Below are 24,392 nucleotides of genomic sequence, written 5' to 3'. Positions count from 1 at the left end.
CCATTAACACAAAAAAATACTAGAAATCATGGCAGAATATCCATTACCAAAATTTCATTTCAAAGTAACGATAGGAGGTGATACCGAATTGAATTGTACTGAAGTTTCAGGACTTGACTTTGAAACAGAAGTAATAGAATACAGAGGAGGGGCAGATAATGACTATTTCAAAAAGAAACAACCGGGAATGACCAAATTTGCTAATATCTCGATCAAACGGGGAACATTTGCATCCAGCAAAGGACAGTTTTATGAGATGTGGAAAAAGAATGTCTTCTTTCAGGAAGAAGCAGAAAAGTACAGAAGCACACTTACCATTAGCCTGCTGAACGAAAACCACGATCCGATTGTAACCTGGGAAGCAGCTGATGCTTGGTTGATGAAAATACAATCAACCGATCTCAAAGCAGATGGGAATGAAATAGCGATTGAATCCGCAGAATTTGCAATTAACAGCCTTACGCTTGCCTCATAATGGAAGCATTTTATCCACCAGTAGGTTTTCACTTTAGCGTCGAGTTTACCGGGTTATCGACTGCTAAAAAAGACCACCACTTTCAATCCGTTTCCGGATTGTCAGTGGATGTGGACACAGAAGAGATAACCGAGGGAGGAGAAAATCGATTCAAACATAAAATTCCGGTACGAACCAAATATCCCAATCTTATACTAAAAAGAGGGATGCTCATTGACTCCAAAGTAGCCGAATGGTGTAAAAAAGCGGTTGAAAATTTCGATTTCCAACCCATTAATCTCATTGTGAACTTATTAAATGAGCAACACCAACCATTACTGAGCTGGAATGTAGTACATGCATATCCGGTAAAATGGGCTATTTCGGATTTTAATGCAGAAGAAAGCAAGCTCGTCATAGAAACCATCGAGTTAACGTATAACTATTATAACACTATCGTACCTAATGGGAGCAATTGAAATCAAAGAGTTACATATCAAAATTAATGTGGATAATGAAACCAAACCTACTGCGGGTACTATGAAAACAGGAATAGACAGACAACAGTTGATTGCGGAGTGTGTCGAACAGGTTATGGATATTATTGACAACCAAAAAGAACGATAATTATGAGCACCGGAGAGTTGACAAAACTGGTAGTAAAAGCCTATAAAGATCCTAAATTCAGAACTGCAGTGGCAGAAGGAGAGTTTACCACATTGGTAAATCCGGAAAAATACATCTTTAAGTATAGGATCGATCAGAATAACGATCAGGCTTCCGGAACTAGTGATTTATCTCCCCGGTTTAATAAAAAACTACCGGAAGATCTGGATTTGGAATTTTTATTCGATAGATCGGGTGTTATTATTCATTATGGAACAGACCCTAATAGTAGCAAAGATGATAAGGTATATAAAGATGAAGGCGAGGGGATTGTAGGAGATATTGAACAGTTCAAAAAGGTGATGCTCGATTATAATGGAGAAGAGCACAAACCAAATTATGTTATGATCTCCTGGGGAACTCTTTTATTCAAAGGCAGTTTGACAGAGATGGATATCGAGTTTAAATTATTTAAACCCGATGGAACACCGATTCGGGCAGTAGCCAAAGCAAAGTTTCAGGGGTTTGTAGAAGATGAACTCCGGGTAAAAAAAGAGAACAATCAATCCCCTGATTTAACGCATATACGTATAGTAAAAGAAGGAGATACATTACCGCTGATGAGTTATCAGATTTACGGAGATTCCCGCTACTACCTGGAAGTAGCTAGAGCAAATCAGTTACACCATTTCAGAAAATTGATACCAGGACAAGAAATATATTTTCCACCAATAGAAAAAACACCCTAATCATGGCAGAAGGAAGTGTAATACAAACCTCAAAAAGTGCAGATCTGGTCACTCATAAGATTCTGGTTAATGGAGAAGAGTTATCCAAACAATATCAGGTCAAAACCATTCAGGTGAGCAAAGAAGTGAATAAGATACCCACAGCCTCTTTGGTATTGCTTGATGGAGAACCATCTAAACAGGATTTTCAATTGAGTAACGAAGCCTTTTTTACCCCTGGATCAGAGATAGAAATTACTGCGGGTTATCACTCAGATGAAGAAACTGTTTTTAAAGGTTTGGTGATTAAACACACAATCAAGATAAGGAATAATGGTTCTTATTTGATGGTGGAGTGTAAAGATGAAGCGGTAAAAATGACGATAGGAAAAAAAAGCACCTATTATTACGAAGCTAAAGACAGCAGTATTATCGAGGAAATCATCGATACTTATGGATTACAAAAAGAAGTAGAATCAACCAATCATGAGCATAAAGAACTGGTGCAATACAATTGTTCAGATTGGGACTTTATGGTTAGTAGAGCACAAGCTAATGGCAAACTGTGTTTTATCGATGATGGGATGATCACTGTCGCAAAACCAGATATTACCAAAGAATCCATAGAAACGGTCACTTTTGGAGCGACGATGCTGGATTTGGATGCTGAGATTGATGCGAGACATCAATTGACTAAGATCACTTCCTATGGTTGGAATTATGCAGATCAGGAAATTGTAGAAGTGGAGGCAAAAGACCCTTCTATATCACTGAATGGGAATCTGACTCCTGGCGACCTATCGGATATTATGTCTTTGGAAAATTATGAATTGAGACATGGAGGGGCTCGTACTGTAACAGAGCTACAAGACTGGGGAGATGCCCGATGGCTATTTCACCAATTAGCAAAAGTAAGAGGCCGAGTGAAGTTTCAGGGGATTCCGGCAGTAAAACCAGGAGAAATAATCACCCTTTCCGGAGTAGGAGACCGGTTTAATGGAAAAGTATACGTGACAGGAGTACAACATCACCTTGCAGAGGGAAACTGGACAGTTGATGTACAGTTTGGGATGAACCCTACATGGTTCTCTGAGACCTATGATATAAATCCGCTACCAGCTTCAGGGTTAATAACTGGGGTATGTGGTTTACAGGTTGGGATTGTAAGTCAGTTAGAAGAAGACCCTGATGGAGAAGACCGGATTTTGGTACAAATCCCTATTATCAATACGGAGGAACAAGGAATTTGGTGCCGGGTAGCCACCTTAGATGCTGGAGAAAACAGAGGATCATTTTTTAGACCAGAAATTTCGGATGAGGTTATTGTAGGGTTTATCAATGATGATCCCAATGATGCGATTGTCTTAGGAATGTTGCACAGTAGTGCCAAACCAGCTCCAATAAGTGCGACCGATGATAATCACGAAAAAGGGTTCATTACCCGAAGTGAGATGAAACTACTCTTCGATGATGATAAAAAATCCATCACCATCGAAACCCCGACAGGAAAAAAAGTAATTCTGGATGAAGATGCAGGAACGATTGTTATAGAGGATGATCACGCCAATGTTATCACAATGGATGATAGTGGAGTAACCATGGAGAGTGCAGGAGATATCAATGTTTCTGCCACTGGAGATGTTATTATAGAAGGAACCAATATCAACCTGAAAGCCAATGCCAGTTTAAAAGGCGAAGGAACTTCAGGAGTAGAAATGTCGTCCAGTGCGACAGCAGTTCTCAAAGGATCATTAGTACAAATTAATTAAAACAAACCAATAAAATGGGAGCAGCCGCCAGAGTAGGAGATATGCATGTATGCCCAATGGTAACAGGAACCGTGCCTCATGTGGGAGGTCCTATACTACCAGCGGGAGAACCGACCGTATTAATAGGAGGAATGCCAGCTGCCCGGGTAGGAGATATGGCAACCTGTACAGGACCACCTGATACGATTATTTCTGGTTCAGGAACAGTAATGATCGGGGGAATGCCAGCCGCCAGAATGGGAGATAGTACAGCACATGGAGGAACAATAGTATTAGGGGATCCCACCGTATTAATAGGAGGATAAATTATGGAAACAAAAACATCATTTCTGGGGAGTGGATGGAGCTTTCCACCCGAGTTTACTAAAAAAGGAAACGCCAGTGTCAAACTGACGGCAGATGAAGAAGACATTAAAGCAAGCCTGAAGGTCTTACTATCAACAAGGTTAGGAGAGCGAATAATGGTACCGGAATATGGGTGTAACCTGGAAGAGTTACTTTTTAAGCCCCTGAATCTGACACTGAAAACGTATGTAAAAGAATTGATTAAAAATTCAATTCTCTATTTCGAACCAAGGATTGATGTAGAAAAAATAGAAATAGATCAAACAGAAGAATGGGAAGGCAAATTACTAATTGTCATTTCCTATAAAATTAGAGTAACAAATTCGAGAAGCAATCTGGTATTTCCTTTTTATAAGGAAGAAGGAACCAATGTGTAACCACAGCTTTTCACACGAATCAAACGAAATACCAAAGCGGTAATCAAAAAGGGGAATACCCATCGCATCTTATAAAAGATGTAGTTATAGCTCGATTATCGGGTACATAAAATTAAAACGGATGAACAGGAATTGCGAACATACTTCTTTTTTGTCGATGCGAAATGGAACGGCTCAGGAACAACGTTTTATAACGATGTTGGATCCGGATCAGGTAACATTGCATGAACTCACTGTAGAAGACTGGATGCGTTTTGCATTCTCCTTTTCCAAACAGTTAAAATATTATGATACAGCCACCAATGAAGTCGTTGGAGATTGGGAAGCTTTTTTTCTTAATGAAGAAGAAATAAAAACCTTTGTGTCAAAAATACAGGAAATAGAGGAAGGAACTGCTGATTCAGCCGACATTACTCCACATCTTACTTTATTTGCAGCCTTTCTGAAGCTGACTTCGTATAGTCAACAGCGTTTAAACGGGATTACCAAACGCCATTTGGATTTTTATTACAAAGAGGTATTACAACTTCGTAACAAAGAAGCAAAACCCGATAAAGTACACCTGTTATTCGAGTTGGCAAAAAAGATAACTACTGCCCAAATACCGAAAGCTACTCCAGCAGATGGAGGAAAAGATAGTACAGGAGAAAAGCGAATTTATATAACGGAGGAAGAGCGGGTGATCAATGATATGAAGGTTGCAGAGGTTCGAACGGTATACCATGATGAAGGAAGTGGAATTCGGCAAGCAGGTATAGCAAACTCGTATGATGGAATAGGGGGAGACTTTCCGGATGATGATATCCGGTGGTGGCCCTTTGGATACCCGTCCGATACCCGGGGAGCTACCCAGCAGATGACAGTATATCCAGACCTTCCGTTTGCGAAATTGGGATTTGGGATAGCCTCTCCGGTGTTACAACTCAAAGAAGGTAAGCGGAGAATTACCATCGTCATTACCCTTTCAGAAATTCCCACAGGACATTCCTTTTCAATCACTACAATAGGAGATGCCGTCGCAGTATTTTTTAGTGGAGAAAAAGAATGGATTCCGGGAACTATTATTGTAGCGGATTCAAGTTTCGAGGCAGGAGTATTAACGCTGGTTATAGAACTGGATGAAGGAAAAGAAGCCATTGTAGGATATGACAAAGCAATATTGGAAGAACCGTATACAACCACAGATCCGGTAGTACGGTTTTTGGTGAACGCTCAGGCAACAGCCAATGCAGGCTATGTTTTCCAACAGTTGTTTGCCAAAACAAAGGTTACTCAAATTACAATTAGTGTATCAGTAAGTGAAATTCAGGACGTAGTTCTGGAAAATGATTTAGGAATGCTAGATGCATCCAAACCTTTTTATCCTTTTGGTCCACAACCCAAAAAAGACGCCGGGTTCTTTATTGGAGCCTCAGAGATATTGGATAAAAACTGGGAATCGATTAGCATAAAAGCGCAGTGGAAAGACTTACCGGATGATTTCTCAGAGTTGTATACCGCTTATAGAACCGAATTTGAAGAACGGATTAGCAAAGCATTTTATACTCTTACACTGGATGATAATGGAAATTTACAAGAAGGAGAATTGACCAGGATCGTTGATAATAAAGAACATTTTACCACAGACATCAAGGTATTACACAATGGGGTATGGAAAGAAGCAGCGGGGCAGCAGCTATTTGCCGACGAATGGACCATCAATTCATCGATACAGTTTGAGGAACCTTTGCCTCTTTTATTTATGGAAAATATGATGTGGGGGGTATATCCGCTAAACAAGTTTGGACAAGTACAGAAAGAACCTAAAAAAAATAAGTTTCAAAAGAGCAGACTACGAAGAAAAAGTACGCCACAACAGTTCTCCGCCAGTGTCAAGAAAGGATTTATTCGGATTACTTCTAATGAGTCATTCCTACATGAGATGTACCCAAGAATATTTTCAGTAGCACTGTCCAAAGAATCTAGCCAGGAAGTACTTATTCCTAATGCTCCGTATACACCTATGATCGAACAGCTTCGATTAGGGTATAGCGCTACAGCGAGTAGCAGTGATCAGGAAGTTACCTTATTTCATGAACATCCCTTTGGGATATCGGAAGAAACTCAGGAGGTAAAAGAAAATTCTGTAGCTTCATTGAGTAACCAGGTGATTCGGCTTGTTCCTGCCTATAAAAAGGGGAGTTTATTTATAGCCATAGAAAACGGGACAAACCTACAACAGTTGTCATTATTGGTACAGGTATTGGAAGGTAGTGAAAACCCGGAAACCACTAATGAATTCGAAGAAGAAGAAAAGTTAGAATGGTCTGTACTATGTGATAATGAGTGGTTGTCACTACATCCTTCGTATGTTTTGAGTAATACCACAGATAATTTTTTGAAAACAGGCGTTGTTACACTTACGATTCCGAAAGAGGCTACAAAAGAAAATACCAAATTCCCGGAAGGGTATTTTTGGATTCGGGTAGATAACCCCAAAGATTATGATACGATAAGTCAACTCATCGATATACAGGCACAAGTAGCAACGGCGGTCTTTTCACCAGAAGGAAATAGCCTGGAGCATTTGACATACGGATTACCGGCAGAAACAATTAGCAAATTAACAGAGCGTCTGGTGACGATCAAAGGAATAACACAACCTTTTAACTCATTTGACGGGAAACCAGAAGAAACTGATCGCGCTTTTTACCGAAGAATCAGTGAACGTTTACGGCATAAAAACCGAGCAATTAGTCAATGGGATTATGAACATCTGATATTGGAAGCATTTCCGGATATCTATAGAGTAAACTGCTTACGGCATACCTCTCAGGAATCGTTTAAAGCCCCGGGAGAAGTTACATTGGTCGTTATTCCTAATAGTATTCAGAAAAATGTATACGATCCCTATAAACCCAGAATTAGTAAGGCGAAACGAAATGAAATACAGCAGTTTATCAATACGCTGAATACATTGCATGTGACCGCAGCGGTCATCAATCCGGTATATGAAGAAGTAAGAGTGATCCTAAAGGCAAAATTCTATAAAGGAAAAGATGAATTTTATTATACAATACAATTACAAAAAGATATTGCTAAGCTCTTTGCTCCATGGGCTTTTGAAGAAACAGCTGCTATTGATTTTGGAGTGACATTACATGAAAGCAGCGTCATTAATTATATAGAAAAACTACCCTACCTGGATTACATAACAGATTTTCAGTTACAGAAACAAGTTGGGGTAGCAGCAGATGGAAGCCTTCTTTTTGAAACGGTAAAAAAAGTAAGCCCAACAACACCCAAAGGGATTTTAACCTCTGTAAAATATCAAGAACATCAGGTACGTATAGTGGAGCATGAATGCCCGGTATAATCAAGAATAAAAAAGATGCAAACGACAACAACCATAGCAAAACAGATACATACGGGAGATGACCTGGATTTTGAATTTTTAAAAAAAACAGGAATAGAGTATATCGAGAAACTGGGGAGTGACCTATGGACAGATTATAACGCCCATGATCCTGGGGTTACCATTTTAGAAATGTTAGCCTATGCAATAACAGACCTGTCACAGCGTATAAATATGCCTATACAGGATTTGGTTGCAACAGAAGAAAATAACCTGAAAAACATGCATGAGCAGTTTTTATCAGCGATTCATATTCTTCCTTCCAAACCCATCACTGCCTTAGATTATCGGAAGTTGTTTTTATACATTCCGGGAGTTAAAAATGCTTGGATCGCAGCCCGTGAAACACAGGTGTTTGTAAATTGTGATGAACATCCTGCCTCCTTATCATACACTCCTTTTGAAGAAACTGAAATAACACATGATCCGTTTATTCTAAAAGGACTGAATACCATTCTGTTGGATTTGGAAGATGAGGTAGAGGAGCCTGATCAGGTAATAAATACCGTAAAGAAAATATATCACCAAAACAGAAATCTATGCGAAGATTTGGTGGAGGTCTCTGTCATCGAAACACACCCGATAGCTATTTGTGCGTATATCGATCTTCATCCGACAGCAGATGAAGAATATGTATTAGCATTGATATATCAGGCAATTGACGCTTATTTTTCCCCAACAGTTGATTTTTATTCCCTGAAGCAAATGTTGGATAAAGGGTATACTACCGATCAAATTTTTGAAGGACCGACTCCGCTTCCGGAAAAGGAAAATACTCCTGTCAAAGGAGGATTTATTGACAGTAAGGAATTAGCCGCAGCAGATCTGAGAAGGGAAGTACGTCTATCAGATATTGTACAATTGATTATGAAGATAGAAGGGGTTCATATTATCAAAGATATCTCTATTAGTAATTGCGATGGAAGTACAGGAGAAAATCAATGGAATATTTGTATAACCCCCTGGCATAAACCGATCCGCTGTGATAAAAGCACGTTTAATTTTACAAAAGGAATATTACCTATTGGAGTTAATGAAGAAAAAGTAGCTCACTATCAAGAACAGCTTCAGGAAGAAGAACGAGCAAAAAAACAAGAACATAGTATAGAAGATATTCCGTTTCCCAAAGGAACCTATAGTGCCCCTGATAGTTATACAACTTTTCAAAATGACTTTCCAGATACTTACGGAATTTCAACCATCGGATTACCGGGAAAAGCAACAGTTACCAGAGAAGCAAAAGCAAATCAGCTAAAGGCCTATCTGTTATTTTTTGATCAGGTACTGGCGAATTATTTTAAACATTTGTCCAAAGCAAAAGCATTACTCTCTATCGATGATACATTAAAAGCGATGTACCTGGATGCTGCCATATTTTCGGAAGAAGAAAAAGTAGCAGCCAAGCAGATGTATTTTTCACAGCCGGTAACGGATTTGGCTGATAGAGATTCCATATTACAGACGCCAGCTACCTATGAACAAGAACTGATCGCTATCATGGGAGATGTAAAAGGAGTAGGAACAGGCGAAGAGGTGTTTTATAAAAAGCGAAATGAATTACTAGATCATTTACTGAGCCGTTTTGCAGAGCGTTTTAGTGAATATACATTTCTAATGAAAATGCTGTATGGGGACAATACGGTATCCAATGATGAAATACTCAGTGCCAAGCTTCATTTTCTACAAGATTATGAGGTGTTGAGCAGAGAAAGAGGAGTGGGAAGTAATTATTGTTGTCCCGAAGTTTCTACTACGGATACAGGGATTTGGGATACGGTCAATGTCTCTGGAGTTCAAAAACGAATCGCTCGTTTATTGGGAATAAAAAACTATAGAAGAAGAGATCTGACAACAGCATTTTTGGAAGTATACGAGGAGAAAGATACCGATAATCTAAAAGAATATAGGTGGCGGATTAAAAATGATACAGGGGTTTTACTGTCATCCAGTAAACACTATCATCATCTGAATCAGGCATATGAAGAGCTGTTTCTGGCATATTACTTGGCACAGCAACAAGAAAACTTCGAGTTTAAAAAAACAGCAGGAGGGGATAAAACCTATTTCAATCTGATAAACCCCGAGGTTACAGATAGTACGGATGAAGACAGAATTGTAGCTAGGAGAATTGCATTTACAGAAACAGAAGAAGCTTCTATTGAAGCCAGAGATGCATTGATCGAGTTAATAAAAGAAATAAGTGTAGATGAGGGGATGTATATGATAGAACACATACTGTTGAGACCGGATCGTTATCATCTTGATCAGTTCGAAACAGAAGAACCGTTAGCTCCTGATGCACCGGCAACACTTTTTATGCCGGTTTGTATCGATGCTGACTGTACTGCCTGTAGTCCGATCGATCCGTACTCATACAGAGTGACAATTCTGTTTCCCGGATGGACCAGAAGATTTAGGAATAAAGATTTCAGGCAGTTTGCAGAACAGCTTATAAGAGAAGAACTACCCGCACATGTCATGGCGAAAATATGTTGGATAGGACAGCCGGCAAAACTAGTCGCTGATGAAGCAAATGATATGTTGAATATTCAGGAACGATATAAGGCTTTTTTAGAAGCAATTTCCTGTACGAATACAATAACAGCAAAAAAAGATATAGAAAATTACCGATCGACTCTCAACGATTTGATAACACAAATCAATACCGTTCATACCATTTATCAATCGGGGCGATTACACGATTGTGATAATGAAGAGACAGAAACCAAAGGGAATAAGATCATATTAGGAAGAACGAATATAGGCAACCTTTAATAGTAGCAGAAGTCATGGCAACACTAAAATTAGAAGAAATCACAACCACCTACAGATCATTTGTAGATGATCAGGTGTTAACAGCAGCACAGTTAAATACAATCATAGACTATTTTGAGGATCAACATAGACTCACCAGGGTCTGTTTAAGTGGAGTTGGAATTGTATGTGGAATGAAGGTAGCTTATCAGGGGGGCGGAACTATTACAATTTCACCAGGGTGTGCTGTTACTACCGATGGGGATTTGATACGATATATGGGTAATACCTATACACACATTAAATCTTTTGAGGATAGAGACGCGGCATACGAACGTTTTTCGGGAATCGATAACCTGATTGAAATAGTACCTTCTTCCGAAGAGTTGCAGCCACTTAGTACATTAGAAGATTTGGAACGGAAAGTAGTGGTGTTATACCTGGAAAATTACAAAAAAGAAGAAACGCCTTGTACTTCCACAAATTGTGATACACAGGGAGAAGAACATATTGCCAATATTCGGATACTGCTACTCAATCCGGAAGAAGTGAATGCCTTGCACGCAGCAGATACTGTTTTTTCGAAACACCATACGATGGAGCAATTTCTAAACCTCCCGGAAGCAGCTGTAAAAAGAGTTATTCTCAGTCAATTAAACACGAAAAAATACAGTCAGCTGGTTGCAGCATATGCCCGGGTAATGAATGAAGCACCAGCAACTTTATCCGCATTGAGAAATGGAATAAAAAGCCTGTTCACAGATTTTGATGCACTGCTGCAAATAGAAGATGTCGTAACCAAAAAAAATGAAATAGAGACAGCGTTTACCCATCTGTATACCTTCTCGTATAAGCAATTACCACTCGATATTCAATATCGTTATGATTTACTTAGAGATTTGGAGATGACCTATGAAGAAATTAAGCAGCAATTATTCGATTTGAGACTAGGATGCTGTACAGCCGAAACGGCATTTCCTAAGCATATCGTCTTAGGTGAACTCGTACAGGAAAAAGCCTACTCCCTGTATCGGCATTCGTTCTATCCGGCAGCGATAATACCAGATGGGGTACATCGATTACAACAACTAAAAAGCTTACTTAATAGAATTCATCAAATGATGAAAGCCTATATGATGCATAGTGTAGAGCAGATAAAAATTACGCCATCCAGCATCGGCAATAGTGCTTTGGGAGAACGTGCCATTCCTTATTACTACCAAACGACGAAAGAACTGATCAAATATTGGGATTATAACAAAACCCGTCAGTTCAAAGAAGGATATAATCTAGCCTATTACCCTCAATTTTTATCCTCTTTGGATAAGATACGCAACCCTCTGGATTATACTCTGGAGAAACATAACTTTTATAGAATCGAAGGTCATTTGGGAAAAGATTATGCATCAGCACTACGAGAAATAACCGACCTGAAAGTTCAAAAAGGTTTGGCATTTGATATTAAGGTATTGAGTATTGATGAAACTCTGGAGGGGATGGATATAACAGATTTTAAATGCCATTTTGAAGACCTAAATGTGATCCTTCAAGCCTGGTTAAAGGAGCAAGAGTGTTTGTATAAAGATATTGCCCTTTTCTTTTCGAGTTTTCAGAACAGACCTCCCTGGAAAAATACACATTATATGGCAGCAGGAATTGCCTCTGAGACGGTAGCAGCAGAAACAGTATCTCCGGTTATAGAAGCATCGGAAACCATATCCCGAAACAGTCACCTGGGAAATCAATTAGAAAAAAAGACCCTTGGGAATGTGTATAAAAGAAAGGTCTATACTCCTTTGCGTATTGTAGAAAATGCTTTGAATACTTCAGAAACAGTATTAGGAAGTATGATTAAAGAAGCGATAAAGAAGCATCCTGACAGAGAAGCAGAAACTATTGTCAAAGCAATTGATGACAAAGTAAAAAATATGGCAGAGATTCAGCAATTAGATGAGGATACAAAGGCAGTATCCATTGTATACCCATATCGACTAATTGTATATGTTGATGCAGTAGAAAAAGCCATTCCTACCGATGTTTCGGAAATCAGTGAAAGCAGGCTCCGTCAGTTTGCAAAAGCGACCAAAGAATTATGTGATTTGGTAGAAAACTACCAAAAAAGATTACATACAGCATTACACAAAAAGAATACTGTTTACAAACGAAAAGGGTATGAATCAAGAGTAACATTATTGCTGGATCAGTTGACGCTTAACTGTTGTGCTGCAGAAAAGATTAATGTGCTAAGAAAAGAAATAGAAAAACGAAAACTTAAAATATTAGAAAGCAAGTCACTCGCTAAGTTTATCGAAAGACATCCCGGTTTAGAACATACCGGAGGTGTAGTGCCAGGAGGAACATTTGTATTAGTGTATAAAGGAAAAGAAAAGAGAAAAAAATATCCGAGACCATTATTGCGGGCAGAAGAAACCCGAACAAAAGCCAGTGTAGCTAGAGAAGTAGAAGAAATGGTGACTCGTATCAATACCTTGTCTAATAATGCATTGACAAAAGAAGAGGTAGCAAGAACACTACACAATATAGTAGGACGTATAGAGGATGTTACCATAGCTCCTTATTATGATATTGCAGCAAATACAGTCGTGGCAGATTTTTCATTGCCTTATCTGTGCTGTAGTGACTGCAGCCCTGTTAACTTTATTGTTCCGGCTCCTCCTGTATCCCTGAGATTACCGGCAGCACATGTATGCCTTGATGAAGATACTCAACCTCTTTTATTCGAAGTACAACCTACTGAAGGTATTGTCAAAGCAGTAGTATCTTTGGGGGAGAATGGAGGTGTACGAAGAAATGATGATGCTAAGTTTGTTTTTGATCCGACTTTGGTAAGCCCTGGTTTATATGGAAAAGAAATTACGTTTACCGTGAATGATCAGGTAACTGATTGTGTGATAAAAGTATATAAGAAACCAGCCATAGGATTATCACATACCGTACAATATTTAGATGAAATAAGAAGCCGGGCAAGAGTTATCTATACTCTTTCCGGAGATCAGTTAGGAGAGACGATTGCCTATAGATGGACCTTTGGAAATGAAGAGAGTAGTACTGAATCACCTAATTCAGATGGAGTATTAACCAAAGAGTTTTCGCTTCCGGTTAATGAATCGAATAGCATGACCACTCATCTGGAAATGACGAATGGGATCTGTACGATGGAAGCAAGTACTCAGATCAATTTTGAGGGGCCTATAGCAGTAGATTTAACACTTTTGGAAACCGAAATATGTTTAGACACAAGCACCTCTGAACCTCGTGTAATAGGAACAATCCCTAGTCCGGCAGAAGCAACCATTGCTATAGCAGATCCGATCACAGAGATCACTATAGATGGGACGGATATCTTAATTCATCCATCTAATTTTATAGCCTTTGATCAGGAAATCGGTTTTACAGTAGCAGGAGAAACTGTAAGTGCAAAATTAACCGTACGGAAGAAACCAGAAGTTGGTATAAAGTTTTCACCCAACCCACTGGTAGTACAACAAGGAGATACAGAAGTAACAGTAGATCTCGGTATCAGTAATAATAATGATTTTAATGAGGATTTATTTGAATATTCCTGGAATGTAGGAACCGCTAATCCGAAAAAAGGGAAACAGATTACTCATACATTTACAGGATTAGAAACCCAAACTGCCAGTCAGATAAGTCTGGCTGTCGATCTGGAGGTAACAGGAGTCCCTTGTATAATAGCCCCTCTTCTCAATGTCAAAATTCCTGTGCAGGTACTTAGAGAAGATTCAGTAGTAATCTCATTATCAGAAGAAGATTTCTGTGAGGACGATAAGCGGTTCTATCCGTTTACCATCACTCCAGATGGGAGTACGGTCACTATTGATGGGGAAGGCGTTGTAACCCGAAACGGTCAACAAGGCTTTGTACCTTCAACAGCCAGTACTGGAACTGTTAATTTTACAGTAGATGGAAATCCCTCAGGAGTATTCGTGACAGTGCATTCGATACCAGATGCAACTGTTTTTTATACGGCTAATGCAGCCAGTTTTGTCATCGCTGCAACTACACCTCCAGAGGCAAACTGGACATATCACTGGGATATCGTTTTAAGAGATGGAAACAACAATGTGTTGGACGCTAGTGGTTTAGTGATTAGGAATCATGTGGTTAGCTGGAGTAGAGAAGAAATTCCTGCAGCTTTTGTAGAACTCACTCTAACTGTAGGAAGTAGTGCAGGAACAAATGTAGAGTGTGATCAGGTAATTACAGAAGTGATCGATATACATAAAATAAGTTGTGAAGAAAACCAATTCGGGATGGTGCGGCTAATGCATCAGCTTCTTCAAAAAATGGTAAAAGACGGACAGTTGACCAGTACCAATCCGATATTGAAACAATTGGTGAATCGCATTGTAGAAGAGTATGCATTTTTTTCCAGAGAAGAAAATCAGAACCTCTATGAACCAGTCAATAGTACTACAGCTATAGATCGATTTAATACCTTTTTGGCGGCAGATGGAGACTGGACAACCGATACGATAAAAACAACACAGGATAAAAACTTTTTTAAATCCGCTATGGAGCTGCTGTACAGATTAGCTACTATGGTTACTCAATGTGCAGATGTAGACCTTAAAGAGGTCGAAAATACGATAGCTGCATTATTGCGAAAATTAGACATTATTTCTACCAATACACCTATGACTGCGTTGAGAGCGAATCCTGTATTCAGACCATCGGGAACCATTAAAATGGACACCTTTTCCAAGGCAATTACAAGTCGTGTGACAATGAAGAAAGTACTGGATATACTAAAAGGAAAAGAATGAATCCATCGACTCATATCATACAGAAATTAGTTGTAGAGGTAACCACATCAGAGGCATCCAGAGCATATGTGCTTCAGAAGGAAGTCGATGTATTGGTCAAAGAGCAGCTAATTCCGGCAGTACAGACTTATTTGGATAGTATGGGGAGCACTGTCAAGGGAGTTATGAGATTTGATACAGTACAACTAGTACTCGAAAAGGTAGCAATTCGGGATACTATGCAGTGCCAGTTGCAGCTTGTAAAAGCATTAGGACAACGATTACAAACAATGAAAAATGAAGGCATACAAGAAAAAAGAAAGCTTGAGATTTCTATAAAAGACACAAAAAAAGATGCTTTGTTTTTCTTTTTAAAAACAGGAAGGACTCCCTGGTGGGACCATTCTGAAAAAGGGGAATTCCTGAATCAGAAATATTGGACAGCTATGCGATTCTCAGTAAAAGATGCGCACATTCTAAAGCAAATGATGAAAGACGATATTGTGAGAAAACGACTGGATTATCAACTTTCAATACAGGAAAAATGGAAGCTGCTATCCGGAGTGTTACAACTTTCTCCTCAGTTGACAACCACGTTTTATTCAGCGATAAAAAACACCTTTGTAACAACTCAATGGCAAAAAGATTTTATAGAGGCATTATTGGCAGAACATCTTTATGAGACAGCATCAGGATCTCCTTTAAAACGCTTTTGGGAACGCTATCAGGTGTTTTGGCACAAGAAGAAAGCAGGTAAAGAAGCATTACTTCAGGAAGTTGTGAATGCTTTGGGAGAGGGGAAAGTAATACATTTAACTAAGAGCGAACTCTTCACCAAAATAAAAAAACAATTAGAAGGTTCCTCTGTAACTACTTCTATAAGAAAGGATATTGCCAGTAATATCATAAAGGAGTATAAACAAAAGGTAACGAAAGTATTTATCGGAATAAGGAAATATAATACAGCTACATCAGCTGTAGCGGAAGAAGTAATATTGTCTTGTTTCCCTCTTAAGGATATCTCACAAATACATCACTTTTTGTCAAGTAGAAACGAACCATGTACCCTATCAGAAATCAAGGAAATTGTAACAACATTATTTAGAGAACACAATGTTGTTAAAAGAATAGAAGAAGAAATAACGGCTATAGAAAGCAGCTACCAAAACAAGCTGCAAAAACAATTTGAGTTAGAAACTACTTCTATCAGGAAGATAACAGTTTCTCATGTTCCAGAGGTTGTAGTAAGACAAACGAAGAAGAGGAATATGTTGCAGGAGAAAAACAGGTCGGAAATTAGGAGTGAATTTCCTTCTCAACCGGATAATACAGTTACGGATGTGGTATGGTATACAGCTACAGCAGGGTTGGTATTAGTACACCCATTTATAGAATCTCTTTTCAGAGCTACGGGCATCATTCATGAGAAAGCCCCTGTGATAGCTGATAAAGAAAAAAGTCTGGCAGTACATCTGTTACATTACCTAGCCACCGGAAAAGAACAGGTTTTGGAAAGTGAGATGCTACTGGCTAAGTTTTTATGTGGTTTCTGTGTGAACACTCCTATCAAAAGGGAATTAGTGATTCCGGAGGAAATGAAAAGAGAAGCCGATGCGCTAATCAAAAGTGTGATTTCGCATTGGGGGGTATTGAAAAGCACTTCTGTAGATGGATTAAGAGAAGGATTTATTCAACGAAATGGAAAATTGATACTAGATACCAGTGATAAATACAGACTGATAGTAGAGAGAAAAGCGCAGGATATTTTATTAGACAAGTTACCGTGGAACCGTTCAATCATCAGGCTTCCGTGGATTGATAAGTTAATTTTTGTGGAATGGTAAACAAATTAGGGACAGGTTCACTAGGCATTCTAAGGAAACTACTGAAAAATATTTCGAAACAAGTATCGGAGCATTTACATCTCACTTAGTGAGTAAAATAATAAGCGATGAGATTTCTAAAACAACATAAAAAAAACAAAAAAGGAAGCAATACTCCTTTTATAGGACCTAAAATACAACCTAAGTTGACTATAGGAACTCCTGGAGATGCTTATGAAGTAGAAGCTGATCAAATGGCAGATACCATTGTCAATAAATCTTCGGAGCCAGCCGTGGTACAGAAAAAAGAAATGCCGGTAGAGGAGGAAACAGTTCAGGCAAAATGTACCGACTGTGAGGAGGAAGCAGCGATACAACGGAAAGAAGAAGAACAGGAGATCCAGGCAAAATCAGATCAGCCATCACAAGGGACTCCCGGTTTGGAAAGCCGTTTAAATAAGGGAATGGGAGGACAAAAATTAGAGAATAAGACACGATCAGAAATGGAAGCTGGTTTTGGAGCAGATTTTAGTCAGGTACAAATTCATACAGATAACAAAGCTGCTCAAATGAATCAGGAGATCGGGGCGCAAGCATTTACACATGGCAATGATATCTATTTTAATACGGGGAACTACAATCCAGAAACTAAAAAAGGAAAGCATCTGCTGGCACACGAACTAACCCATACCCTCCAACAAAAAGGAATGGTACAACAGAAGGTTCAGCGACATATGCAGGATACGTATCCCTGGTCTGGGATTATTGCTAATACATGGAGCGCTTCTTTGCGGGGACAACCAAGACATACAGACTTTATAATGAACATTCCAAGAGGAACAAAAGTAGAGGTGAAATCAAATGTGGGAAATTGGCTGTATGTAAGTTTTATGTTCAATGGGGAACGAAAGACGGGATATGTCAGTCAGGAATTAGTCGATTTTGATCAGGTTGCCAATGATGCAAATCAAAGAATCAGTGATTTCGATTCCTTTAATAGCTATCCCGAAGTAAGAGGAGCCACCGGATGGACTTTTGGAGATGAAACTCAAGGAGTCATTCCAGAGCAGGAGCTCTCTATGGCAACAGCTAACAGTTTACCTGAATTGGGAGCAATGTCACTACTAAACTACAATGTTGTAAACCTGCGGGGACAGATTTTGGAAAAAATAAGAACAGACCCTGATATGTTAGCTACGCAACAGGAAATTTTACAGGCAGTGCGACAAGATGAACGATATGGAGAAACAGCATTTTATATCACAGGTAGAGAACTTGTAGGGTTTGGAGGAAACCGTTGGACTTCCAGTAATGAGAGTTGGTCCAGTACGGGAGATGATAATCCGTTACTACATCGCGAAACCTGGCAAGTTGCAGGAAATGAACTCACCTGGGCACTTAGGAATGCGACAGTTCGTTACTGGGCAGAAGTAAGTCCGGATGGAGCTGTACGAATAACCTATCACCTCAATGATAGATTAGACCTCAGTCCTTCAGAAGGTCGCTCAGAAGCCTATAATAATATTTCAGAAGTTACAGGATTCCTCTATCATACATTAGCAGGAGGAAACCTTAACCTACAAACACGTGCAGAATGGACAGAAACATTTTCAAACGAATAATACTAACAACCCTAATACTAAGTAGTTGTATGAATAAGCAAACCAATACCAATCATTTTTATGATACCAGAAAGATAAACGATCTCTACAGGGTTCCTTTATTAGAACCTATAGAGTTAATATCTGCGGATGAAGACAGTTGGTTTCTGGCTGTCAACTCTTTTAAAAAAGGAGTGAAAAGAATGCATGTAGAAGCAGTTGGAATAACAGATTCTATACTGGTAGGATATGTATCGAGTGTATACCTGGATAGTAAAATGACAAAAGCATGGTATGTGATAGATTACCCCGAAAAAAAGATAGAGTATTTTACTGATAGTCATGCATATCAGCAGGAAATAGCTAAGAAAGGGATCGTAGTCCCCCTTGTCAAAGCAGTTGATTTTTATACCAGTTATTGGAAACAGAAAGCAGTAAATAAATGACTAAACTATGAATATATGAAGCGTTATAGAGAAAATGAACACAACAAGTCTCGAAGGATGAAAACCCCAATTATAGAGGGAATGGTTTAGTCTTCAGTATGCCATAATAATATGCTCATCCTGTGAGCCTAATACATTTAATATATGTTTAAAGCTACTTCACATACATCCACAACAGCAGGACACCAGCGTCCAACTCACGTACTGGGAGAAAAAGAAACACCGTTTATCCAACCCAAATTGAGTGTAGGTAAATCAGGAGACAAGTATGAGGTAGAAGCAGATCACATGGCAGATCAGATAGTAGCAAAAAGCAATCAGCAAAGCCCCCCTTTTTTTAGCCCTGTACCAACGATACAATCAAGAGAAGAACAGATACAGGAAAAACCCCTGGCTGCTTCTATAACCACAGGAATTCAGCTAAAAGAAACAGAAGAAGAAATCATACAAGAAAAATGTGAAGCTTGTGAACAGGAGCAAGTACAGAAAAAGGAAATCATCCCTCCTCCTGTGGTTCAAAATAAAGGAGAAGAGGAAGAAGCACTTATTCAAAAAAAATGTGAAGCCTGTGAGAAAGAAGAAACTGTTCAGAAACAAGAAGAAACGAATATTGTTGAGACAAATAAATCTTATGAGATAGAAAGTCAGAAACTAATACCTATTCAGAAGAAATGTGATTGTGAGGAAAAAGCACCTGTCCAGCGGCAGGAGTTGGTCACCACGGACCCGAATGTTATTGTTAGCAATGCATTGGGAGCACTTCAATCCGAAAATAGTCTGGAATCCCGCCTGAATAATACAAAGGGGAAGGGAGGTAAACTGGATAAAAAAACACAAGAGGAGATGGAGTCAGGCTTTGGAGCTGATTTCAGTAATGTTAATATTCATACAGATAGTACTGCTATAGAAATGAATAAGGAATTAGGAGCACAGGCTTTTACCAATGGTAATGACATCTATTTTAATGAAGGGAAATATAATCCAGATACGACCAGTGGAAAACATTTACTAGCGCATGAATTAACGCATACAATACAGCAGGGAGCAAGTAGTGCTGATACTATTCAGCGATTCGAATTACCGGAATTTGGGGTGCCTGATTTCGTAGAGGATGGTTTGGATACAGTATCCGGTTTGTATGATGATACAGTAGATGCAGTTGCAGATGGAATATATGAAGTAGGAGAAACACTGGGGATCAATGATGATGTGTTGGAGGCGTATGAGACTGTTACAGAGTATGCTTATACCGGAATGGACTATTTATATGCCGGATTGGATTGGTTATATTCATCAGCTGGAGAAGTAGCGCGTCGATTAGTAGAATCTCTGGGAGGAGTTATTATGATTACATCTGGAGGCTTGATCATCACTTTTCCCAAGATTTGCCCGATTGAAGCAGAAGATTTTGATATAGATATTGACGCACAGGAAGGAGAAGCAAAAGTTCCGATTTTTGGAATTCCAATTGGTCCGGGAGTACTGACAGGGGAAATAGGGGTAAAAGGGGTGTTTGATCCGGCAATGAACTTACAATTAGGACCTTTCTGCCTAGAAGGAGCACAATTAGTGATTAATCCGCTTAGTGGAAATTATACTGCCAGGGGAAGTGTAAGTGCCACAGCCGCAGTATCGGTAGGGGCAGAAGCAAGAGCTGGTCTATTAGGAGAGTTGTCTTATATAGGAGTTATTGTAGTAGGAGGAGTCCCCGTTCCTATAGAGATCCCTCTTATAGGATTAGAAGGGGGAATTGCAGGATTAGGAAGAGCTATAGGCATTGGAGAAATAGAAATCGGGGGTAACATAGGTTATAGCGGAGGTTCCTTTATCGCAGGAGCCTTTGAGCAGCTCAATTTGGGATTAGCAGGAGATTTGTTTTTAGGTGCCTATGGGCAGATGAATATTTTAGGAGAGAATTTCTGTAGATTGTATTGGGAACCTCTTGCATGGCATGGAGATATCGGAGCATTCTTTAATATTGCAGCAGGAATAGTAATTGGTCCTAGTTCAAGTGCTTATGCATATGCATCAGCAAGTTTGGGGCGCTTTCCTTTTGATCAATTTGATCTTATTTTGAGTAGAAAAGGATTTTCAGATGATTGTCCGATAAAAGATAAGTTATGCAAGTTGTTAGAAGCCTTACATCTATTGCCGTCACAGAATGGAGGTGTATGGAGTGATACCGGAAGTTATGGACCGGGAAGTAGATTGACAGGACCGTTGGAAGTCTATGAAAAGGCGCCGCCAGGAAGAGCCAGTGGAGCAGAATGTAGAGGGGCATGTGGTCCTGATTGTGAAACTTGTACCTCACATAGCACATATAGGTATACGGACCCGGTAAGCGGAGAAACCTGGGAATACACTAATTTTCAGGATTGTGATACCCATGAAGGTTGTAGAGAACATGATGCTGCCTTTGACTGGGCTGCTGATAAAAAAGGAGAGATTGGTAAATGGGCGATCATTATGCCTTGGCATATGGCAGCGAATATTGAGTGTACCTGTGATTATCCGGCAGGAAATTGTTTTGCCTGGGTAGCAGGCTTACCTCCATATGATGGGAAAATGTATTTTGCAGATACAGCAAGAAAGATATCAGGAGGAGGAACAGGTCCAGGACATGGCGGAACCCAACCTGGAAATACTCCGGATTGTGAAGGATATACAGGAGGACCACCATTTGGTAGTGATGAGGTGATTGGAATTCCTGGGGGAGACTTTTATCACTATAGTGCAGCACCAGTTAGTGGAGAGTTTACCGTTGTTCCGGGATATGACCGATGGACAGATTACCTGACTAATTGTAGTGCAGAAGCACATGCAGCTACAGGAGTTCCGGAACCAGCGATTCAATACGTAACTATTGTCAGTGGGAGTGATGCAGCACTTTTTATTGATACAGGTCAGTTCAATGAGAGACATACCACCTCAGTGATTTATGGCGTGAATTATCCGTATCGTCATTATAATAACCATACTGCAATTCCTGAAAGCTGTTATACGACTTTTAGGTTGACAATTTTTACTCCAGATTGCTCGTTGAGTGGAGGAGGAGCTACCCCAAGTGGCGATGAACAACAAGACCTGGAGCGATGTGACAGGCACGAATTACCCCCAGAGTTTTGCGATGATCTTTATAATAGGGTAATAGAACGTTTTGGAAATAGAGACCGGGATTTAGAATTTGATCCCGATGGTCCTCTGGAAGGACATCGTTTTCCCGATGATGCTCCTATTATGGAACGCTTCAGGCAATCCTATAACCGATTAGATAGCTGGAATACCTATATTGCTACCTATCATCAGGATTGGTTTGGAGAGTTTACACAAACATTCCAGGTAGAAGAAAGAAGAACCGAATGGATGTCTGCGATCAAAGAAGAAACAAAAGAGTTTAAAAAGAGATTTAGAGATATTGATAACAGAGATCCTGAAGGAGAACGCAGGCGGTTCGAAGAAGGGATTTTGCAAGACTATGAAGAGAGAATTGATCAAATGGTTCAGGAGATAGCACAATGGTATAAAACCAGAAGCGGAAGTCAGGAAAGTATTGAAGAAATCATAGAAAGAGTTCATCAGGAAGGAACTGTTCTATGGAGAGCAGCCTGGAGAGCTACTATTTTGGCAGTAAACAGAGTGTTGTCCAGAATCTGGCCTCCTGCCAAAGCAGCATTAGAATCCTGGATAGGACAGGAACAAGGAAGACACCCGAATGTAGACCTGAGCGGAAGCATTAGTGATATTGATTATATCGGGAGTTTAGCCAGAGGATTTAAAAGTCCATCAAAACAATTTGTGCGGTTTAATCCTGATAATTTTGATGTAGATGCATTTTTAGTAGCTCCACCGTTATCAAAATGGGCAATTAATTTTGCTCCGGAGAAAGATGAACCTGATTTTATTGATAAAGGGAGAATCTGGGGAAGATCCTCGGGAATCGATCGTCTTATTTCATTTGCTGACCTGGCACATACGGAATTTAGTACTATTGAAGGATATGATCAGGAAGAAATATTTGATGTGGTACTGAGAACTCCACCAACCCCAGAACAAGATCGGAATAGAACAGGGTCAGATAGATTGTATGAAGTGAGAGAACAGCTTAGTCCGGAACGATACAGTGAACTATTACAGGAATTACAGCAAGCAGGTTTGATGATGACTGATGAAGAGGGGCGGTTATTATTACGGGAAGACCTAAACGAAGAAGAATTTAACACCTTTGTACAGATTATAGAACGATACGAACAATAGAATGGAAATATATAGATATAATTATCTGCTGGATCTACGGACTGCTGATTTTTTAACAAATATGAATTTTAAGGATCGATTCGCATTGCTCCATGAATTATTACGGATTTCAGCACAACCTATAACAAGGCGTTGGCGTTATATATTCGAATTTTTTGATTCTTTAAAAGATTCAGAACAGGAAAAGATATTTTTTGAGATTACCTGCAAAGAGATCGATCATTGGGACGAAGCAGTTTTATCAATGCACTCTAATTCAAAATATGTGTTGGATCAGAAATGTGAAGGAATGTTTTCCCGGTTGATCAAACATGTTTCTATTTATAAAAGAGAAAGTAAAGGGAATGAACATTTGATTAAAATTGCCCATAATGAGAATCTGGAAAACCTCAATATGCTGACAATTCACGATAGTACTCTTAATAAAAGCGGAATACTGGCACTTAAAAACTCATCGGTTTTAAAAAATATTCATTCATTGCGTATTCAAAATGTGGTACTGAATCCAGCGCTAAGAGCATTATTGTATTCCTGTTCTTTTCCTAATTTAAAACACTTAGAACTAATAAAACTCGGAATATCAGATTCAGATTATTCCCTCTTAGAACAAGCGTCAATTTTTGAAGGGGTTCAATCCCTGAATTTATCATCAAATATCCTAGCAGATGGTTTTATAACCACCTTATTTGATACGATGACATCCCTGCCGGAAACAATAATTCTAAAACGGAACTTTATCAAAGAAGCTGGGATGAATCATATGTTAGGATATCTAAAAAACACCTCATTTCAGTTAGTAGATGTTTCTAAAAATAGCATTCCTCAGGATTTTAAGAGCAAAGATACCGAAGTACTAAGAGGAACTATTTTGTATTGAAATTAGCCTATGTATTATTGAAGATTTATATAAGAGGGGTTCGCACAAGCTAGTAGCCGTTGAAGAGGTATATCAGGTTGTTCCGAACGCGGTATAGGATGTTCAGGGCGGGGTAATTTGTTCCGAACAGGTATAGAGAATGTACTTGATCATCCATAAGTATATTCGTTGAGGCGT

15 protein-coding genes are annotated in these 24,392 nt (G+C 39.2%); all 15 read left to right on the top strand.

What is annotated here, in order from left to right; all coding sequences use genetic code 11:
• The first annotated feature begins 28 nt into the window (after positions 1 to 28).
• The gene (locus tag HN014_RS21155) at positions 29 to 475 is read left to right on the top strand and encodes a phage tail protein (protein ID WP_176030817.1); all 447 of its coding nucleotides are present in this window, start codon (positions 29 to 31) and stop codon (positions 473 to 475) included.
• Positions 475 to 933, top strand: a complete 459-nt coding sequence (locus HN014_RS21150; protein WP_176030816.1) for a phage tail protein — start codon at positions 475 to 477, stop codon at positions 931 to 933. The genes HN014_RS21155 and HN014_RS21150 overlap by 1 nt, the downstream gene beginning before the upstream one ends.
• Positions 920 to 1,081 (top strand): DUF5908 family protein, encoded by a 162-nt coding sequence (locus HN014_RS21145; RefSeq protein ID WP_176030815.1) that lies wholly within the window; start codon positions 920 to 922, stop codon positions 1,079 to 1,081. The genes HN014_RS21150 and HN014_RS21145 overlap by 14 nt, the downstream gene beginning before the upstream one ends.
• Before the next feature lie 2 nt (positions 1,082 to 1,083).
• On the top strand, positions 1,084 to 1,809 hold the full coding sequence (locus HN014_RS21140) for a LysM peptidoglycan-binding domain-containing protein (protein ID WP_176030814.1): 726 nt from the start codon (positions 1,084 to 1,086) through the stop codon (positions 1,807 to 1,809).
• A 2-nt stretch (positions 1,810 to 1,811) separates the two neighbouring features.
• The gene (vgrG, locus tag HN014_RS21135) at positions 1,812 to 3,557 is read left to right on the top strand and encodes a type VI secretion system tip protein VgrG (RefSeq protein WP_176030813.1); all 1,746 of its coding nucleotides are present in this window, start codon (positions 1,812 to 1,814) and stop codon (positions 3,555 to 3,557) included.
• A 14-nt stretch (positions 3,558 to 3,571) separates the two neighbouring features.
• Positions 3,572 to 3,862, top strand: coding sequence for a PAAR domain-containing protein (locus HN014_RS21130; RefSeq protein WP_176030812.1), 291 nt, complete (start codon positions 3,572 to 3,574; stop codon positions 3,860 to 3,862).
• A gap of 3 nt (positions 3,863 to 3,865) precedes the next feature.
• The gene (locus HN014_RS21125) at positions 3,866 to 4,279 is read left to right on the top strand and encodes a GPW/gp25 family protein (protein WP_176030811.1); all 414 of its coding nucleotides are present in this window, start codon (positions 3,866 to 3,868) and stop codon (positions 4,277 to 4,279) included.
• Positions 4,280 to 4,400: 121 nt separating this feature from the next.
• Entirely contained in the window at positions 4,401 to 7,634 is a 3,234-nt protein-coding gene (locus HN014_RS21120) for a baseplate J/gp47 family protein (protein WP_176030810.1), read from the top strand.
• A gap of 15 nt (positions 7,635 to 7,649) precedes the next feature.
• Entirely contained in the window at positions 7,650 to 10,448 is a 2,799-nt protein-coding gene (locus tag HN014_RS21115) for a hypothetical protein (RefSeq protein WP_176030809.1), read from the top strand.
• Positions 10,449 to 10,462: 14 nt separating this feature from the next.
• Positions 10,463 to 15,235, top strand: a complete 4,773-nt coding sequence (locus tag HN014_RS21110; protein WP_176030808.1) for a DUF4402 domain-containing protein — start codon at positions 10,463 to 10,465, stop codon at positions 15,233 to 15,235.
• Positions 15,232 to 17,058: a contractile injection system tape measure protein gene (locus HN014_RS21105; protein ID WP_176030807.1), complete on the top strand. Its 1,827-nt coding sequence runs from the start codon at positions 15,232 to 15,234 to the stop codon at positions 17,056 to 17,058. The genes HN014_RS21110 and HN014_RS21105 overlap by 4 nt, the downstream gene beginning before the upstream one ends.
• A 107-nt stretch (positions 17,059 to 17,165) precedes the next feature.
• Positions 17,166 to 18,659 carry a DUF4157 domain-containing protein gene (locus tag HN014_RS21100; RefSeq protein WP_176030806.1) on the top strand — a complete coding sequence of 498 codons (1,494 nt, stop codon included), beginning with the start codon at positions 17,166 to 17,168 and terminating at the stop codon, positions 18,657 to 18,659.
• A complete protein-coding gene (locus tag HN014_RS21095; RefSeq protein WP_176030805.1) occupies positions 18,632 to 19,084 on the top strand; it encodes a hypothetical protein in 453 nt (150 codons plus the stop codon). The genes HN014_RS21100 and HN014_RS21095 overlap by 28 nt, the downstream gene beginning before the upstream one ends.
• A gap of 144 nt (positions 19,085 to 19,228) precedes the next feature.
• Positions 19,229 to 23,338 carry a DUF4157 domain-containing protein gene (locus tag HN014_RS21090; RefSeq protein WP_217704352.1) on the top strand — a complete coding sequence of 1,370 codons (4,110 nt, stop codon included), beginning with the start codon at positions 19,229 to 19,231 and terminating at the stop codon, positions 23,336 to 23,338.
• 61 nt (positions 23,339 to 23,399) lie between these two features.
• Positions 23,400 to 24,215 carry a hypothetical protein gene (locus HN014_RS21085; protein ID WP_176030804.1) on the top strand — a complete coding sequence of 272 codons (816 nt, stop codon included), beginning with the start codon at positions 23,400 to 23,402 and terminating at the stop codon, positions 24,213 to 24,215.
• The last annotated feature ends 177 nt before the right edge of the window (positions 24,216 to 24,392 follow it).

The sequence above is a fragment of the Aquimarina sp. TRL1 genome (assembly GCF_013365535.1).
In the GTDB taxonomy this organism is placed as follows: Bacteria; Bacteroidota; Bacteroidia; order Flavobacteriales; family Flavobacteriaceae; genus Aquimarina; species Aquimarina hainanensis.
The sequence above is the reverse complement of the archived record's forward strand: the minus strand, read 5'-3'. Positions and strand labels throughout refer to the sequence as shown.